The sequence below is a fragment of the Bradyrhizobium sp. Kon10 genome, from assembly GCF_055807395.1.
Genome location: NZ_JBVVOZ010000004.1, coordinates 247,274 through 265,552 on the forward strand (window position 1 = coordinate 247,274; position 18,279 = coordinate 265,552).

The window sequence follows — 18,279 nt, forward strand, 5'->3', positions numbered from 1 at the left end:
AAGCCGGGCGTTTTTTTGAGCGTTGGTTCTATTCGCCGCCGCCGAATCGGCGCGACCACCAGCCGGCGCGACGCGGTGCGGCCGGCGTTTCGGATGCGGCTGCCGGTGCGGGTTCCGGCGTAGGCGCAGGCGGAGCAACCGGCTCCGGAGCTGGTGCCACCGGAGCTGCGGACTCGGGCTGGCTGTTCGACAGGAAGCTCACCTTTTCCCGGACCGTGGAGCGGCGCCGTGCGGCCTTGTCGTCGGCGGGCTCTTCCTCTGCGACTGAGGGCTGAGGCTGGGTCCGCGCTTCGGCTTGCAACTCGGCGCGCGGCTCAGGCTGAGCGACCTGCGGCTCGACAGCATTGATCTCTTCGGAATGCGCGATCGAGGGCGCAGCCTCGCCGGACTGCCCGTCGAAATCGGCAACGGCATCTGTCGCTTCGGACGGCGCACTTGCAGCGAGCTCGTCGCCGATGGAGCCGGCGAGACCTTCCTCGCCGCCACCGCGCCGACGGCGTCCACCTCGGCGACCACGCCGGCGCCGGCGATCTGCCCCGGCGTCCTGCTCGCCGCGAGGCTGACCCGGCTGCTCCTCGCCCTCTGGCTCGGACTCGGCGTCCTCTTCTGCTTCGGCAGATGCGATGGCGCCCTCGGGCAATGCGGGCGCGCCATCCTCGCGAGGCTCACCCTCGCGCGGGCCGCCGCGACCGCGCCGACGCCGGCGGCGCTTACGGCGCTGGCCGTCCTGATCGGGGGCAGCTTCGCCGGCAGCTTGCTCCTCGGCCAGCCCTTCGGTCTCTTCGGTCTCGACCTCGGATTCGGTCTCCGGATCGAACTCCTCTTCGTCATAGGCCTCTTCGGCGAGGGGCGGCGGGCTTGCGGCCGCCTGTGCCGCCAGCAAAGCCTTGGCGGCCTCGAGCGTGTGCACCTGCTCGCCGCGGTCGATGACATAGGCCTGCGGCCCGCTCACGGTCGGATCGGCGATCACCGACAGGGTGACCTTGAATCCGTTTTCGAGATCGCGCAGATGACCGCGCTTGTGGTTCAGCACATAGAGCGCGACGTCGGTGCGGGTGCGCACCACCAGATTGTGGGTCGCGCCCTTCATCAGGATCTCTTCCAGGCCGCGCAGCAGCTGCAGCGCAACCGAGGAGACCGAACGGACGTGGCCGGTGCCGCCGCAATGCGGGCAGGGATCTGTCGAGGATTCCAGCACGCTGGCGCGGATGCGCTGGCGCGACATCTCCAGCAGGCCGAAATGCGAGATGCGGCCGACCTGGATGCGGGCGCGATCCTGCCGCAGGCAATCGGACAGCTTGCGCTCGACCGCGCGGTTGTTGCGCTTCTCGTCCATGTCGATGAAGTCGATGACGATCAGGCCGGCGAGATCGCGCAGACGAAGCTGGCGGGCGACCTCTTCGGACGCCTCCAGATTGGTCTTGAGCGCGGTGTCCTCGATGTGGTGTTCGCGGGTCGAGCGGCCGGAGTTGACGTCGATCGAGACCAGCGCCTCGGTCTGGTTGATCACGATATAGCCGCCGGAGCGCAGCTGCACGGTCGGCGAGAACATCGCATCCAGCTGGCTCTCGACGCCCATGCGTGAGAACAGCGGCTGGCCGTCGCGATACTGCTTCACCGCGCTGACATTGGCCGGCATCAGCATCTTCATGAAGTCGCGCGCTTCGCGGTAGCCGGATTCGCCGGCGACCTGAATCTCGTCGATCTCCTTGTTGTAGAGGTCGCGCAGCGAGCGCTTGATCAGCGAGCCTTCCTCGTAGACGAGGGTCGGGGCCTGCGACTTCAGCGTCAGGTCGCGCACCGTCTCCCACATCCGGATCAGATATTCGAAGTCGCGCTTGATCTCGGGCTTGGTGCGGGCAGCGCCTGCCGTGCGCAGGATGATGCCCATGCCCTCGGGCACGTCGAGATCCTGCACCACTTCCTTCAACCGGGAACGATCCTGGGCGCTGGTGATCTTGCGGCTGATACCGCCGCCACGGGCGGTGTTCGGCATCAGGACAGCATAGCGGCCGGCGAGCGAGAGATAGGTCGTCAGAGCTGCGCCCTTGTTGCCGCGCTCTTCCTTGACGACCTGCACCAGCATCACCTGGCGGCGCTTGATGACTTCCTGGATCTTGTACTGGCGGCGCGGCCGGAAGGTGCGCACGGGCACCTCTTCGAGCACGTCGTCACCGCCTACGGATTCGACGACCTCCTCTTCGGCATCCTCGTCGTCCTCATCTTCGTCGTCCTCCTCGTCGGACGGCTGATGAGGAGCCTCGGCGCTCACCCCGGCAGCGTACACGGCATCGGCCGGTTCTGCGGCAGATGTCACGGCTTCGGCGAGAGCCTCAGCATGGGCTTCGGAAGCGGCGGCTTCGTGCGGCTCGGCGGTCTCTGTCGCGACCGCGGGCTCGGCGCCGACGGCTGCAACCGGCGCGGGCATCTCGTCGGCATGACCATGGTCGTGATGATCGTGGTCGTGATGATCGTGCTCGCCGTCATGACCATGGTCGTCATGATCGTGATGGTGACCATCATCATGGGCATGATGATCATCGTGATCATGTTCGCCATGGTCGTGGTCGTGATGGTCGTGGTGATCGTGGCCTTCGTGCTCGCCGTGATGGTCCGAGTCGGCGTGCAGATGCTCGGCCTCGTGCGGAGCGCCTTCGGTGTGCTCCGGCAGGTGCTCGCCCTCGACCGGCTGGGCGGTCGGACCGGCACCAACGATCTCGCTCTGGACACGCTCGCCATGACCGCGGCGGCGGGAGTTGCGATGGCGCGAGCGGCGGCGGCCTTGGGAGCGGTTCTCGCTCTCTTCCTCGGCTTCGCGATGGGCCTGCTCTTCGGCCTCGATCAGCGCCTGCCGGTCGGCGACCGGGATCTGGTAATAGTCGGGATGGATTTCGCTGAAGGCGAGGAAGCCGTGGCGGTTGCCGCCATATTCGACGAAGGCGGCCTGAAGCGAGGGTTCGACCCGGGTGACCTTGGCGAGATAGATGTTCCCGCGTAGTTGCTTGCGTTGCGCGGTCTCGAAATCAAACTCTTCGACGCGATTGCCGCGGACCACGACAACCCGGGTCTCTTCCGGGTGGGTGGCATCGATCAACATCTTGTTGGGCATGTCTTAACTCTTGGCGGCGGCGGGCGCGATTCACCGTGGGCGCGATCTGCGCTGCCGGGTGACGCGACGGTCCACCTGATTCGGGGGTGAGGGGAAGGCCGAAACGCCGTCTCTCGCGCCTTGCCGAATCGGAAGCCGGAGGACCAAGGCGGCGCGCGGGAGTTTCGCTCCGCAGCGTCGCGAATGATCCTTCAGAACTCGTCGGCACAGTCTGGCGCATCAAGCGTCGGCCCGTATGAAACATCGGACGGCGGGGCCGCCCTTTAATCAGTTGCTGTTGGCCAGGCATGGCGCGGATGCGCTCGCCCTGGGATCACGAACCGCTCCCTTGGGATCAAGGGACCGGGTAACGGGTTATGTCGCTGTCGAAACTGTCCTGGATACGCGAGTGGTAGCCAGGGACCGTTCGCCGCCGGGGCTTGCCCCGCTCCACCTCGCTGCCGCGCACCGCGCTGGTCTTAGAGGAGAACGGAAAAACGCTGGAATTCCCAAACCTTGAGAGTTCCGGCGCTGCACCGGGAGGCTGAATGCGACACAACCGGAAATTATCGGCCGTCAGCACTTCGTACATACGAGGAATAGGCCTCCGGTGCAAGGGAGCGTCGCACGCCGGTCACAGTCAGCGAGTTTCGCGCCTGTGTCATTAAGGATGGATTAACCCTGTGGTTCTATTGCGTTAAAGAGGCTGCTCGGAGGCACGGAATCGGTGGCGAGCCGCACCAATCAACGGGTTTTGCTGGGATGTGCGCTTGTTTGTGCGGCAGCCCTGCCATACGCCGATTCCTCGCGCCTGAGCGCAGCGGAAAGCCAGCCGCAACCCTCTGTTGCGGTAGCGAATTTTCCGATCGCGTCGGCCGCCCGGCTGGCTGGCGACGGCAAGCAGACCCGCTTCATTCTCGACCTCGACCAGACCGTCAGCTTCCGCGCCACAACGCTCGCCGACCCGTATCGGGTGGTGGTGGACGTTCCCCAGGTCAATTTTCAGCTGGCTCCGGGCACCGGGGTCGGGGGGCGGGGGCTGGTCAAGGCCTTCCGCTACGGGCTCGTCATGCCTGGCGGCTCCCGAATCGTGTTCGACCTGACGGGACCTGCCAGGATCGCCAATTCCTACGTGCTGGAGGCCGCCAATGGCCAGCCGGCCCGGCTGGTGCTCGAATTCGAGGAGGTCGATCGGGCCGCCTTCCTGCAATCGCCCGCCCCGGACAACCGCCCCGAACTGCGGCCGACGATCGCCGGCGTGCCGCCGACAACGGTCCCCGCGGGCGCGCCCGAGCCGGCGCAGAAACCCGGCGCGCCGGCTGACGGCCGTCCCATCGTCGTGATCGATCCCGGCCATGGCGGCATCGACAACGGCACGCAGTCGGGCGGCGAGAGCGAAAAGAACCTGGTGCTGGCCTTTGGACTGGCGCTGCGCGACCGATTGGAAAAGACCGGCAAATACCGCGTGGTGATGACGCGGGACGACGACACCTTCATTCCGCTCAATGACCGCACCAAGATCGCCCGCAACCTCAAGGCCGCGCTGTTCGTCTCGATCCATGCCGACGCACTGCCGCGCGCGGAGGGGGATGCGCAGGGGGCCACGATCTACACGCTGTCGGACAAGGCGTCCGACGCCGAGGCCGAGCGGCTGGCGGACTCCGAAAACCGCGCGGACGCGATCGCCGGCTTCAACCTCGCGGAGGAGCCGACCGACGTCGCCGACATCCTGATCGACCTTACGCAGCGGGAAACCCGCACCTTTTCAAACCGTTTCGCCCACCTCTTGATGGGCGAAATGAAGTCGACGGTGCGGATGCACAAGCACCCGCTGAAGTCGGCCGGATTCCGGGTGCTGAAAGCGCCTGACGTGCCCTCGGTGCTGGTCGAGATCGGCTATGTCTCCAACAAGGGCGACCTCGAGCACCTGGTTTCCGAAGGCTGGCGGTCGCGTGCCGTGGCCTCGATGGGCCAGGCGATCGACGCGTTCCTGGCCAAGCAGATGGCGACGGCGGCCCCGGGCAATTGAGAAGGGCAGTTAAGAGGGGCAATTAAGGGGGGAATGTCGGGTCCCGCTGTTAAGCCCTAGTTTGGCCACAGCGGGCGCTTTATAAAACCGGCGAAGCGGGTTCCGGAATCGACGAGAATCCCGCTCGGCAAGCGTGTTTCGCTCCGGCTTTGATGTGATTGAGTACGCCGGTGAATTCGCGACGTGAGGATGGCGGCCGTTTCGGGCGCCTATGGGCTGATCCAGGTTTGAACGGATAAACAGATAATGCGCTTGCTGGTGCGGTTCATGGGCTTCCTGTTCGCCGCAGGAACGGTGCTGTTCCTTGTCGGTGTCGGTGCCGTGGCAGGCCTGATCTGGCATTTCTCCAAGGACTTGCCGGATTACTCTCAGCTTCAGGATTACGAGCCGCCGGTAATGACCCGCGTGCACGCGACCGACGGTTCGCTGCTCGGTGAATACGCCAAGGAGCGGCGACTGTACCTGCCGATCCAGGCGGTGCCGAAACTCGTGATCAACGCGTTCCTCGCCGCCGAGGACAAGAATTTCTACGAGCATGGCGGTATCGACTACACCGGCATGGCCCGCGCCGGTCTGGTCTATCTGCAGAACTACGGCTCCAACCGCCGTCCGCAGGGTGCTTCCACCATCACCCAGCAGGTCGCGAAGAACTTCCTTCTGACCAATGAGGTCTCGTTCGCCCGCAAGATCAAGGAAGCCTTGCTCGCGATGCGGATTGAGAAGACCTATTCGAAGGACAAGATCCTCGAGCTCTATCTCAACGAAATCTATCTTGGCCTCGGCGCCTACGGCATCGCCGCCGCTTCGCTCGTCTACTTCGACAAGTCGGTGAACGAGCTCACGGTTGCGGAAGCGGCGTATCTCGCGGCGTTGCCGAAGATGCCGGCGACCTTGCATCCGGTGCGTAACCGCGACCGCGCCATCGAGCGCCGCAATTACGTGATCGATCGCCTCCAGGAGAACGGCTGGATCAAGCAGGCTGACGCTGACAAGGCGCGCAAGGAGCCGCTCGTCGTCACCAACCGTTCCAACGGCGCCCACACCTTCGCCGGCGAATATTTCGCCGAGGAAGTCCGTCGCGACATCTTCGAGCGCTATGGCGAGAAGAAGCTCTACGAGGGTGGTCTCTCGGTCCGCACCACGCTCGATCCGAAGATTCAGGTCATGGCGCGCAAGACCATGGTCGCCGGCCTCGTGAATTATGACGAGCAGCAGGGCTATCGCGGCGCCATCAGCAAACTCGATATTTCGGGCGATTGGGGCGTGAAGCTCGCCGAGATCAAATCGCTCTCCGACATCTCGCCATGGCGCATGGCGGTGGTGCTGGAGACCAGCGACCAGTCGGCGCGGATCGGCTTCCAGCCGACCCGCGAGCTTGGCGGTGCCATCAGCAAGCAGCGCGAGACCGGCCTCATCACGCTCGACGGCGTCAAATGGGCGAAGGCGGCGACGGGCGCCGCCAAGGGCCGCGCGGCGTCTGCCGTGTCGCAGGTGCTCCAGCCCGGCGACGTGATCTATGCCGACCCGCTCTACAGCAAGGAGGGGCAACCGGTCGAAGGCCAATACCGGCTGCGCCAGATCCCCGAAGTCTCGGGCGCAATGGTGGTGATGGATCCCTGGACCGGGCGCGTGCTCGCCATGGTCGGCGGCTTCTCGTTCGACCAGAGCCAGTTCAACCGCGCCACCCAAGCCTATCGGCAGCCCGGTTCGTCGTTCAAGCCGATCGTCTATTCTGCGGCGCTCGACAACGGCTACACGCCATCGACCGTCGTGCTCGATGCTCCCATCGAAATCGACCAGGGGCAGGGCGCCGGCGTGTGGCGGCCGGAAAACTTCTCGACGAACAAGTATCAGGGACCGGTGACACTGCGGAACGCTCTGCGCCAATCGCTCAACACGGTGACGGTGCGGCTCGCCCAGGACATCGGCATGCCCCTGATCGGCGAATATGCGCGCCGCTTCGGCGTCTATGACGAGCTGCCGAATTATCTCTCCTATGCGCTCGGTGCCGGCGAAACCACGGCGATGCGCATGGTCACGGCCTATTCGATGCTGGCCAATGGTGGCCGCCGCGTGAAGCCGACCTTGATCGACCGCATCCAGGATCGCTACGGACACACCATCTTCAAGCACGACCAGCGCGAATGCCGCGGCTGCGACGCTCCGGGCGGCTGGAAGAACCAGCCCGAGCCGCAGCTGATCGACCGCCGCGAGCAGGTGCTGGACCCCATGACTGCCTATCAGATCACCGAACTGATGGAAGGCGTGGTCCAGGCGGGTACCGCGACCGTCGTGAGGGAAGTCGGGAAGCCGATCGCCGGCAAGACCGGCACGACCAACGAGGCGAAGGACGCCTGGTTTGTCGGCTTCTCGCCGGATGTCGCGGTCGCCATCTACATGGGCTACGACAAACCACGGCCGCTCGGCAGAGGCAACGCCGCCACCGGCGGTCATCTGGCAGCCCCCATCGCGCGCGATTTCCTCAAGCTTGCGCTCGCCGACAAGCCCGCCGTTCCTTTCAAGGTCCCGGCCGGCATCAAGCTGATCCGCGTCGTCTCCAAGACCGGCATGCGCGCAGGTCCGGGCGAGACCGGTGGAACCATCCTCGAAGCCTTCAAGCCGGGTACGGCGCCGCCGGACAATTATTCGGTCATCGGCGTGGCCGACGCCGACGGGCGCGGCCCGCCGGCGTCGCAGCAGCAGCCTGATTCCGGCTTCTTCATGCGTCCCGGCACCGGCGGGCTGTACTAGCGGATAACGCCGGAGACCGGCGAGGGCAGCGGTTGCGCTTTGCAGCCGCCGCCGCTACATCGGCGTTGCAATCAGACGCGGACATCCCCGCGAGACCAGAGAACGACATGCGCGCCGAAATCGAACGGTTGGTAGAAGAGATCAAGCAGTCAGTCGGGCTGCTGAGGAGGCATCTTTGACGTCGAGAAATCGACGGCGCGCCTCGCTGAGCTGAACAAGCTCGCAGAATATCCCAACCTCTGGAACGATCCCCAGAAGGCCCAGAAGCTGATGCAGGAGCGCACCTCGCTTGAGGATTCGCTCTCGGGCATTGGCAAGGTCGAGCGTGAGCTCGAAGACGACATCGGCATGATCGAGCTCGGCGAGGCCGAGGGCGATGACGGCGTGGTCGCGGAAGCCGAAGCCGCGCTGAAAACCTTGAAGAAGGAAGTCGCCCGGCGCGAGCTCGAAGCGCTGCTGTCGGGCGAGGCCGATAGTTTTGATTCCTATCTCGAAGTCCATGCCGGCGCCGGCGGCACCGAAAGCCAGGACTGGGCGCAGATGCTGCTGCGCATGTATACGCGCTGGGCGGAAACCCGCGGCTTCAAGGTCGAGGTGATGGAAGAGTCCGACGGCGAAGAGGCCGGCATCAAGTCCGCAACCATCCAGGTCTCCGGTCACAACGCCTATGGCTGGCTGAAGACCGAGGCCGGCGTGCACCGCCTGGTGCGGATATCGCCGTTCGATTCCAACGCACGGCGACACACCTCGTTCTCGTCGGTCGCGGTGTTTCCGGTGATCGACGACAGCATCAAGATCGACATCAAGGAATCCGACGTCCGCGTCGACACCATGCGCTCCGGCGGCGCTGGCGGCCAGCACGTCAACAAGACCGAATCCGCGGTGCGGTTGACGCATATTCCGACCGGCGTCGCGGTGGTCTGCCAGGCCGGCCGCTCCCAGCACAAGAACCGGGCGCAGGCCTGGGACATGCTGCGCGCGCGGCTCTACCAGATGGAGCTGAAGCGGCGCGAAGAGAAGGCCGCCGCCGACCAGGCCGCCAAAACCGATATCGGCTGGGGGCACCAGATCCGCTCTTACGTACTCCAGCCCTATCAGATGGTGAAGGATCTGCGCACGGGCGTGCAGACCTCGGACACCTCGGGCGTGCTCAACGGCGAGCTCGACGACTTCATGGCCGCGACGCTGGCGCAGCGCGCGTTCGGCACCGTGACCTCCGAGATCGAGGACGTGGATTAGCCGTGACCCGCGTCGCCTTTATCGGGCTTGGGCGGATGGGCCACGGCATGGCCGGCCGCTATCTCGATGCGGGCTTCACGGTGGCGCTGTGGAATCGCAGCAACGCGAAGGCCGGGGACCTGATCGCGCGCGGCGCGCATTGGGCGACCTCGCCTGAAGATGCCGCCATCGATGCCGACGCCGTCGTGACCATGGTTGCCGACGACGAGGCCTCCCGGGCGGTCTGGCTGGGACTCAATGGCGCAGCCAAGTCGGCGAAGGCCGGCACCATCGCGATCGAATGCTCGACCGTCTCCTATGACCACGCTCGCGAAATGGGCCGCGAGATGAACGCACGCGGGCTGATCTACATCGACTGCCCCGTGACGGGGTTGCCGGATGCGGCGGCAGCCGGGATGCTGACGCTGCTGGTGGGCGCCGACGCGGCCGACCTCGAGCGTGCGCGGCCGTTCCTCGAACCGATCGGCTCGATGATCCGCCATTTCGGCGCGGTCGGATCCGGTACGGTCTACAAGCTCATCAACAACCTAATGGGCGCGATCCAGATCGCGGGCCTGGCCGAGGGGCTTGCGATCGCCGAGCAAGCCGGGCTCGACATGAATCTCGTGCTGGACTCGATCCAGGCCGGCGTCGCCGCGAGCCCGCAGGTGCAGCGTCATTCCAGGCGCATGGTCGCCCGCGATTTTTCCGGCGCGACGTTTACGTCGGCGCTGCGGCACAAGGACGCCGCCTATGCCGTGAAGCTCGCCGAGAGCCTGCTTGCCGACAAACCGCTGGTCGCGCGCGCCGCGGTGGAGGCCTACGCGCGCGCGAAGGCTGCCATGCCGGACGACGACGAGGGCAGGATGATCGAGCTGGTGTCGCGGCCGAAAGGCGCGGACTGATCGCCGGCGCTCCCAAGCCCAGATGCGGCTCGACCGTCAGGACGAGCCGTTGATTTGAGCTGCTTTATTGCTCGAAGGTGCGGACGCCCGCCACACCGGAATCGGTTCGGATCATGCGCCCCTTCTTCCCATCATCGGTCAAGAAGACGTCCCAGTGTGCGGTGCCACCGGGTTGACCTTGGAGGGTGATCGTTCCCGTGCAGTCCTGATCAATCGTGTACGTACCATTGAGAGCTTCACGTTGAACGATCGCATGACGCAGTGAGGTCTGTTTGCCCGAAAACTTTCCTGCCCCGTCGAAGTCAAACGCGCCGTAATGATAGTTCGTGCCCTGACCAGTAAACACATAGCGGCCCTGGAGCTTCTCGACCGAGCATGTCTGCGGCGCTGCGAGAGCCATTGGGGCGATCAGCAGAGAGCACCCCAACATCAGACTTGCGCTTATGATGCCGCTTGTAAGTAATTTCATCGCGTCGTCCTCCATCCCGTGCCGGCGATGGAACAACACGCGAGGATTGCGGCGGAAAGGAGATGTCGCGCCACCCGCCCATGGTCGATGCCGTGCCTGCAATGTTCATTGGTAGCGCGTTGCTCGTCATGGACGAACAATCTGTAACGATGCTGCAGCGCATGCCGCAAGTCCCGGTCCTGCGTTTCACGCCGCGGAAAATCGTGCGGCTTGCCAGCCGCCGCTCGCCTTGCGACACTCCCGCAAAACAAGACTAGAAAACACTGGGGAGAGAACGATGTCGGGTCGTCGCAAAAGCCTTGCTGCCCTCGCCATGTTTGCTGCAGCTACAGTGGCCATCACACCGGCGCTGGCGCAGAAGAAATACGACCCCGGAGCGACCGACACCGAAATCAAGATCGGCAACATCATGCCCTATAGCGGGCCGGCGTCGTCCTATGGCGTGATAGGCAAGACCGAGGCCGCCTTCTTCAGGATGATCAACGACCAGGGCGGGATCAACGGCCGCAAGATCAACTTCATCAGCTATGACGACGCCTATTCGCCGCCGAAGGCGATCGAGCAGGCGCGCAAGCTGGTCGAGAGCGATGAGGTGCTGCTGATCTTCCAGGCGCTCGGCACGCCCTCCAATTCGGCGATCATGAAATACATGAACGCCAAGAAGGTGCCGCAGCTGTTCGTCGCCTCCGGCGGCACCAAGTTCGGCGACCCCAAGAATTTCCCATGGACCATGGGCTTCCAGCCCAACTACCAGAGCGAGGGGCGCATCTACGCCAAGTACATCCGCGACAATTTTCCGAACGGCAAGATCGCGGTGTTTTGGCAGAACGACGACGCCGGCAAGGACCAGTTCAAGGGCCTGAAGGACGGGCTCGGCGACAAGGCCAGCATGATCATCGCCGACAAATCCTACGAGGTCAGCGATCCCTCGATCGATTCGCAGATCGTCGCCTTGCATGACTCCGGTGCCGACATCTTCTTCTCGTGGGCGGCGCCGAAAGGTTCGGCGCAGGCGATCCGCAAGGTCGGCGAGCTCGGCTGGAAGCCGAAGTTCTTCCTCGCCAACACCGCGACCTCGGTCGCCTCGGTGCTCAAGCCCGCAGGGCTCGATTTTTCCAAGGACATCATCTCGACCGTCTATCTGAAGGACCCGACCGACCCGACGTGGGACAAGGATCCGGCCGTGGTGAAATGGCGCGAATTCATGGACAGATATTATCCCGACGGCGACAAGACCAATGCCAATAACGTCTACGGCTACGTGCAGGCCGAGGCGATGGCGCAGGTGTTGAAGCAGTGCGGCGACACTCTCACGCGCGACAACGTCATGAAGCAGGCCGCGAACCTGAAAGACTTCCACACCGATTTGATGCTGCCCGGCATCATGGTCAACACCTCGCCGGACGATTACTTCCCGATCGAGCAGATGCAGCTGATGCGCTTCAACGGGCAGGCCTGGGAGCTGTTCGGCGACGTCATCACCGGCGAAGTCGGCCACGAGCGCGGCCAGTAGTCAGGGCTGGCTGCCGGCCCTTTCTTCGGCTTTGGCGCTTCAGCGCCATGCCAGCAAGTCCGCCGAAACAACGTGGTGCGCAGGCCTAGCCTGCGCTGAGCCGCACGCCGGCGCGCAAGAACCTCTGCGGATCGACCGCTTCGCCGTCGATGCGGGTTTCGTAATGCAGATGCGGGCCGGTCGAACGTCCGGTCGAGCCGACGAGACCGACCACCTGGCCGATCTTGACGATCTCGCCGACCTTCACATTGATCTCGGAGAGATGGCCGTAACGGGTCGCAAGGCCATTGCCGTGGTCGACCTCGACCATGCGGCCATAGCCGCCTGACCAGCCGGCGGAGACCACCTTGCCGTTGGCGGTGACGCGTACGGGATCGCCGGTCGCGGCACGAAAATCGAGGCCGGTATGCATCGCGGGCCGGCCGAGGAAGGGATCACTGCGCACGCCGAACCCCGAGGTGAACTCGACTTCGCCGACGACAGGCTTGCGATAGGGCACGAGCGCCAGGGTCCGGTTGAGCCGGTCCATCTCGGCGCGGGTGAGATTAATGCGGTAGAGCTGCTTCTCGAACGGCCCGGCGTTGGCGGCAAGCTTCACCGGCACGAACGGACCGCCCATGGCGGACCGCGGCACGGCCGCTTCGAGATTAGCGATGTTCAGGCCGAGATCGCTGACCACGCCGCGCATCCGCCGCATGCGCGAATCCATGCCTTCCTCAACGGCGCTGAGCGCCGCGATCTGGCGGCGCTCGACCTGGTCAAGCGACGTCGTAAGCCGGACCAGGACATTGTCGAAGCCCTGGTTCTTGGCGAATTGATTGACCGGCGGGGCCATCACGGTCGGAGCCCGCGATTCGAGCCGCGCTTCGCGATCGGGCGGGGCGACAAAGATCACGGTGTCGCTGATCGGCGACGGCTTCGGCGTGCCCTGCGTCGTCTGGTTCGTCTCGCCGCGCTGCGGGGTCGCGCGGGGAATCGATCCGGTTACGTCGGGCATGGCGCCGAGCGCCGTGGCCCGGGACTCCAGCGCCGTCTGGCGCTTCATGATCTGGTCGAGCTTCTGGTCGAACTGCTCCTGGTCGAGCAACTGGCGGCTGGTGGTGCGGTCGACCTTGGCGCGCAGCTCGGCGATGCGGTCTTCATAGGCGTATTGCATCTCGGCCTGGCGGGCGATCAGCCGGGTCAGGACGTCGTCGCGGAAGGCGAAATAGGTAGCGGTGGCCGCCGACCACAGGCCGAGCAGCACGATCGTGCCGACCACGATCCAGAACACCACGGGCCCCAGGCGAACCTGCTTGCCGTGATGCACGATGGTGTAGGCGTCGTCGGTGTCGGGAAGGGGGATCGCTGCTGTTGCCGCTGTGGCAAGACGGCGATGGAAGGACCGTCCGTGGTCGTAAGCGTGATGCTGGGGGTACTGCGAATATTGGGCAGAACTTTTCGACATCGGCACTCCCGCGCCGGTCGGAACGGTTCCTGACGGCTTAATTGCCGCCGCAATCTGGGCCGGTCATGGTTAATTTTCCGGAAACGGGACCTCTCGAATCTAACGAGCTGGTTAAAGACTCCTTGTTGCTGCCAGCACCTCGTCGGCATGGCCGTCGATACGGACATTGCGCCAGATCCTGGCCACTTTGCCGTCGGCCCCGATCAGGACCGTGGTGCGAAGAATCCCGAGGAAGCGCTTGCCGTACATGGATTTTTCGCCCCAAGCGCCATACGCCTCCAGCATCTCGTGGGTCTCGTCCGAGATCAGGGGAATGCCAAGGCTGTGCTTGTCGCGGAACTTCTCCTGGGCCTTTAACGGATCGGCGGAAATGCCGAGCACGGCCGTGCCTGCTCCTGCAAAGGCGCCCTTAAGCCGGGTGAAGTCGACGGCCTCGCGGGTGCAGCCGGGCGTGTCGGCGCGGGGGTAGAAGAACAGCACGAGCTTCCGGCCGGCATAATCGGCCAGCGTCACCACGCTGCCGCCGTCGCGGGGCAGGCGGAAACCCGGTGCCTTTTGCCCCTCCACCAAGGCTGGCGCGGGGGCACCAGGCTGAGACGCCTTTTCAGAAGATTTTAACTGTTTGGATGCGGCCTTGTGCGATGCTGGCTTGGTGTTTGTCTTGGCGTTTGTCTTGGTTGATTTGCCTGCCGATGCCCGCTGTGTTTTGGCCGGGCGCGTCTGAGTCGAGGCCCGGGTTTTCGGGGCCTTCTTTTTAGCGATCGGACTGCCGGAGGGCGTTTTGGACGATTTCTTTCGGGATTTCTTGGACATACGCCTTCCTTTCGTCGCTTTCGGCGGGTCAACCAAAGCGGTATTGCAGCTCTCGTCCGGCATGCCGGTTGGGTGCCCTCGGCTGGGCAAGTTTGACGACGCCGGAGTATGGTTACAAGAAATTCCACGCACCACCCCACTGCTCGTTGAACGCGCTCCCGGGGCGAAATGACGAACAGCAGGAACATCCGAGGTATGGCGGCAATGCCGGGGCGGGGAGCTTCAATCCCTGTCGATGGCTGCAGTCCCGGCGGCGCTCGATCCCACGACGGGCGCCTGTATCGAGAGGCAATGGCAAGGAATACGTCGCCCCAGGATCACACTCGGGATTTCGATCGGCGCGGTGGCGGACAGGAGCCACCGGAATGGGACGAGGCCGACTGGGATCCGGATCAGGAGGAGGAGGCGGGTCATCGCGCGCGCCGCCTGCTGTCGCGTTCCGGTTCGCGCTTCCGCGTGGGTGATCGGTTCTCGTCGTTTCGGCGGGTGGTGCCGAGCGGACGCTGGCTTCGCCGGCTTGCCGTTGTCCTGGGCGCACTGATCGTCATCTTCGCCGGCTGTTTCGGCGCGCTGTGGTGGCGGCTTGGCGCCGGTCCCATCAATCTCGACATGGCGACGCCCTGGCTCGCCGCGGCCATCGAGGACAATATCGGCCACGGCAACACCGTCGAGGTCGGCGGCACCCAGATCGAGCGGGCGGGGCGGATCCGTATCGCCGTGCGCATCCGCGACATCATCGTTCGCGATCACGACCATGCCATCGTGGCCAGCGCGCCCAAGGCCGAGGTCAGGCTATCGGGGGCTGGACTCCTGACGGGGCACCTGCGCGCAGAGAGCCTCAATCTCGTCGATGCCGAGCTTGCGATCCGGATCGCACCCGACGGGACCGTCACGGTGTCCGCCGGCGATACGGCGAAACCGCTCGCAACCGGTGTCGCATCCAAGAGGGAAGCGGGCCTGCCACCGACATTCCCGCGCAACGGCGTCCCGCCGCCACCTTTCGGGATGGCGCCCGCAAGCCCGGACCCGTCCCAGGCCGCGGCTCAGACCGCACAAAGCGGAATTCTTCAGGGGCTCGACTGGCTCGACAGCCTGAGCCTGACCGGCCTCGACGGCCAGAACCTCAACGAGATCGGTCTCAAGAACGGCAATCTGATCGTCGACGACCAGCAGCGCGGCAGCAAATGGACGTTTGAGAACATCACGCTCAGCCTGCGGCGGCCGAGCCATGGCGGCGTCGCCCTCAGCCTTGGCGAGGAAGGCGCGCGGCCGTGGTCGCTGCGCGCCACGATCGGGCCGAGCGAGAACGGCGTGCGCTCGATCGACATCCGTGCCGACAAGCTCTCGACCTCCAACATCCTGCTGGCGCTGCGGGTGAAGGATCTGACCTATACCGCCGACCTGCCTCTGACCGGCGAGCTCAAGGGCGAGCTCGGCCGCGACGGCGTGCCGACTTTCTTTCGCGGCAAGGTCACGATCGGTGCCGGCAATATTATCGACACCGACACGCCCGACTATCCAATGGCGATCGACTCGGCCGAGATCGATGTGGAATGGGATGCGGGACGGCGGGTGCTGGTCGCGCCGTTCAAGATCTTGTCCGGTGCCAACCGCCTGACGCTGCTGGCGCATCTCGAGCCGCCGAACGGCAGCAGCAACGACTGGCAGCTCGGCTTCAGCGGGGGCTCGATCCTGCTCGGCGGCATCGACAACGAGCCGCCGCTGGTCTTCAACCGCATCGCGATCGGCTTCCGCTTCGACACCGACCACAAGCGCATGCTGCTGACGCAGGCCGATATCTCGAACGGCGAGATCGGCGTCGCCGGCACCGGTGCGATCGACTATTCGGGCGAGCCGCGTCTGACGCTCGGCTTTGCGGGTACGCCGATGTCGGCCTCCGCGCTGAAGCGGATGTGGCCGACGCTGATCGTGCCCGAATTGCGCCAATGGGTGATCGAGCGGATCGAGCGCGGCTCCCTCCAGCGCATCGAGGTCGGCATCAACTCGCCGGTGAAGAATCTTCCGCGCAGGGGACCACCCATTCCCGACGACGGCCTCTCGGTCAACATCGTGGCGAATGGCGTTGCGGTCCGTCCCGTCGATGGCATGCCGGTGGTGCATGATGCCGATCTGAAGGCGCACGTGACCGGGCGCACGGCGACCGTGAATATCGGGCAGGGCATTGCCGATACGCCCACCGGCCGCAAGGTCACGATCTCCGATTTCGTCTTCGAGGTGCCGGACATGGCGCCGAAACCGTCGCCGTCGCGCACCAGATTCCGCGTCGACGGTCCGGTGCCGGCGGCGGCCGAAATGCTCTCCAACGATCGGCTGAGCGATCTGTCGTCGACTGTCGTCGATCCCAACACCAGCAAGGGAACGTTCACGGCGAACATTCAGCTCGGCCTGCCGGTCAAGGGCGAGCTGACCAGGGCCGATACCGTCTACGCCGTCACCGCCGACCTCAACGGATTTGCTGCCGACAAGCTGGTGATGAACCAGAAGCTGGAGGCCAACAATCTCAAGATCGTCGCCAACAACCAGGGCTATCAGGTCAAGGGCGATGTCAAGATCAACGGGCAGGCGGCCTCGCTCGACTATCGCAAGCTGACCGATGGCGATGCGGACGTCAAACTCCAGGCGACGCTGGATGATGCCGGTCGCGCACGCCTGGGCTTCGACCTCAGCCCGGCGGTCAGCGGGTCGGTGCCGATCAAGCTGTCAGGCAAGATCGCCGGTGGTCCCGACCAGACCACCAAGCTCGGGATCGAGGCCGACCTGACCTCGGTCAAGCTCGACAACATCCTTCCCGGCTGGGTCAAGCTGCCGGGCAAATCGAGCAAGGCGAGCTTCAAGGTGGTGCCGACGGCACAATCGACGCGGCTTGAGGACATCGTCATCGAAGGCGGTGGCGCTTCGATCAAGGGCTCGATCGAAGTCGATCCGAACGGCGACCTCATGAACGCGAACTTCCCGACCTACTCGCCGTCCGATGGCGACAAGACGTCGCTGAAGGTGGAGCGCGGCCAGGACGGCGTGGTGAGGGGCACGATGCGCGGCGACGTGTTCGACGGCCGCGGCTTCCTGAAATCGGCGATCTCGGGCAATTCCAAGGATGATTCCAAGAGCAAGCTGAAGAATGTCGATTTCGACATCGACGTGAAGCTCGGTGCGGTCGCGGGCTTCAACGGCGAGGCGATGCGCAGCGTCGATGCCAAGATGTCGAAACGCAGCGGCGCCATCAAGGCTTTCTCGCTGAGCGGCAGGATCGGTCAGAACACGCCGGTGGCAGCCGATCTGCGCGGCGGGCGCGCGCAGGGCAGCCGCGAAGTGATCTACCTCCAGACCGACGACGCCGGCGCATTGCTGCGCTTCACCGACACCACCAACAAGGTCTTCGGCGGCCAGATCGTGGTGGCGATGGAGCCGCCGACGTCGGAGCCTACGGCCAGGGAAGGCCTGATCAATGTGCGCGACTTCACCGTCAAAGGAATGGATCAGCTCGATCGAGTCGCAGCTGGCAGCCCCAACGGCGCGCAGAGCGGCGTCGCCTTCTCGGCGTTGCGTGCCGAGTTCACCCGGCAAAACGGCGCACTCACGGTCCGCAACGGTGTGGTGAAAGGACCGATGATCGGCGGCACCATCGAGGGCTCGATCGACTATCCCGGCAACCAGGTGTGCATGAGCGGCACCTTCGTGCCCATGTACGGCGTCAACAATATTTTTGGCCAGATCCCGCTGTTCGGCATCTTCCTCGGCGGTGGCAACAATGAAGGATTGATTGGCGTCACCTACGAGGTCGTCGGCACGCCGGCCGCGCCGGTGATGCGCGTCAACCCGATCTCGGCGATGGCGCCGGGCCTGTTCCGCAAGATATTCGAGTTCAACACCGGCAAGCAGAATACGCCGTTTGACGAGCTGCCGTCGGCGCAGTCGGGCGACAGCCCGACGGGATCGGCACGACCGCTATCGAGCGGTTGCAGTCTCGCGCGGCGATAGGGCTAAGCTGAGACTTTTGGGGCTACCCAGCCTGACGGGACCGGCAA

At 64.8% G+C, this 18,279-nt stretch carries 11 protein-coding genes; 7 read left to right on the top strand and 4 right to left on the bottom strand.

The genetic code is table 11. The features are described from left to right. Positions 1-28: 28 nt before the first annotated feature. Complete coding sequence (locus AC0L2O_RS08740) at positions 29-3,109, bottom strand: Rne/Rng family ribonuclease (protein WP_473369438.1); 3,081 nt, start codon at positions 3,107-3,109, stop codon at positions 29-31. A 706-nt stretch (positions 3,110-3,815) separates the two neighbouring features. Here AC0L2O_RS08740 and AC0L2O_RS08745 point away from each other — a divergent pair. The 4 genes from AC0L2O_RS08745 to AC0L2O_RS08760 all read left to right on the top strand — a co-directional run bounded on the left by AC0L2O_RS08745 (position 3,816) and on the right by AC0L2O_RS08760 (position 9,991). Beyond that, entirely contained in the window at positions 3,816-5,117 is a 1,302-nt protein-coding gene (locus tag AC0L2O_RS08745) for an N-acetylmuramoyl-L-alanine amidase (protein ID WP_473369439.1), read from the top strand. A gap of 246 nt (positions 5,118-5,363) precedes the next feature. Next, a complete protein-coding gene (locus tag AC0L2O_RS08750) occupies positions 5,364-7,868 on the top strand; it encodes a penicillin-binding protein 1A (protein WP_473369440.1) in 2,505 nt (834 codons plus the stop codon). Between the two features lie 107 nt (positions 7,869-7,975). Then, a protein-coding gene (gene prfB / locus AC0L2O_RS08755; RefSeq protein WP_473369441.1) for a peptide chain release factor 2 occupies positions 7,976-9,107 on the top strand; the annotation gives its coding sequence in 2 pieces (ribosomal slippage) (positions 7,976-8,044 and positions 8,046-9,107; 1,131 coding nt in all). A gap of 2 nt (positions 9,108-9,109) precedes the next feature. After that, positions 9,110-9,991, top strand: coding sequence for an NAD(P)-dependent oxidoreductase (locus AC0L2O_RS08760; RefSeq protein ID WP_473369442.1), 882 nt, complete (start codon positions 9,110-9,112; stop codon positions 9,989-9,991). 64 nt (positions 9,992-10,055) lie between these two features. On the opposite strand, the gene AC0L2O_RS08765 is transcribed toward AC0L2O_RS08760, so the two are convergent. After that, on the bottom strand, positions 10,056-10,460 hold the full coding sequence (locus AC0L2O_RS08765) for a hypothetical protein (RefSeq protein ID WP_409188970.1): 405 nt from the start codon (positions 10,458-10,460) through the stop codon (positions 10,056-10,058). 62 nt (positions 10,461-10,522) lie between these two features. On the opposite strand from AC0L2O_RS08765, the gene AC0L2O_RS08770 reads away from it, so the two are divergent. Both AC0L2O_RS08770 and AC0L2O_RS08775 read left to right on the top strand, forming a co-directional pair. Beyond that, the gene (locus tag AC0L2O_RS08770) at positions 10,523-10,717 is read left to right on the top strand and encodes a hypothetical protein (protein WP_409188969.1); all 195 of its coding nucleotides are present in this window, start codon (positions 10,523-10,525) and stop codon (positions 10,715-10,717) included. 20 nt (positions 10,718-10,737) lie between these two features. Continuing rightward, the gene (locus AC0L2O_RS08775; RefSeq protein WP_473369443.1) at positions 10,738-11,973 is read left to right on the top strand and encodes an ABC transporter substrate-binding protein; all 1,236 of its coding nucleotides are present in this window, start codon (positions 10,738-10,740) and stop codon (positions 11,971-11,973) included. An 85-nt stretch (positions 11,974-12,058) separates the two neighbouring features. Here AC0L2O_RS08775 and AC0L2O_RS08780 read toward each other — a convergent pair whose 3' ends face one another. Together AC0L2O_RS08780 and AC0L2O_RS08785 are read right to left on the bottom strand one after the other, a co-directional pair. Then, positions 12,059-13,420, bottom strand: a complete 1,362-nt coding sequence (locus tag AC0L2O_RS08780; protein ID WP_473369444.1) for a M23 family metallopeptidase — start codon at positions 13,418-13,420, stop codon at positions 12,059-12,061. 111 nt (positions 13,421-13,531) lie between these two features. Further along, complete coding sequence (locus tag AC0L2O_RS08785; RefSeq protein ID WP_473369445.1) at positions 13,532-14,233, bottom strand: peroxiredoxin; 702 nt, start codon at positions 14,231-14,233, stop codon at positions 13,532-13,534. A 204-nt stretch (positions 14,234-14,437) separates the two neighbouring features. On the opposite strand from AC0L2O_RS08785, the gene AC0L2O_RS08790 reads away from it, so the two are divergent. Next, entirely contained in the window at positions 14,438-18,232 is a 3,795-nt protein-coding gene (locus AC0L2O_RS08790) for a YhdP family protein (RefSeq protein WP_473369521.1), read from the top strand. Positions 18,233-18,279 lie beyond the last annotated feature (47 nt).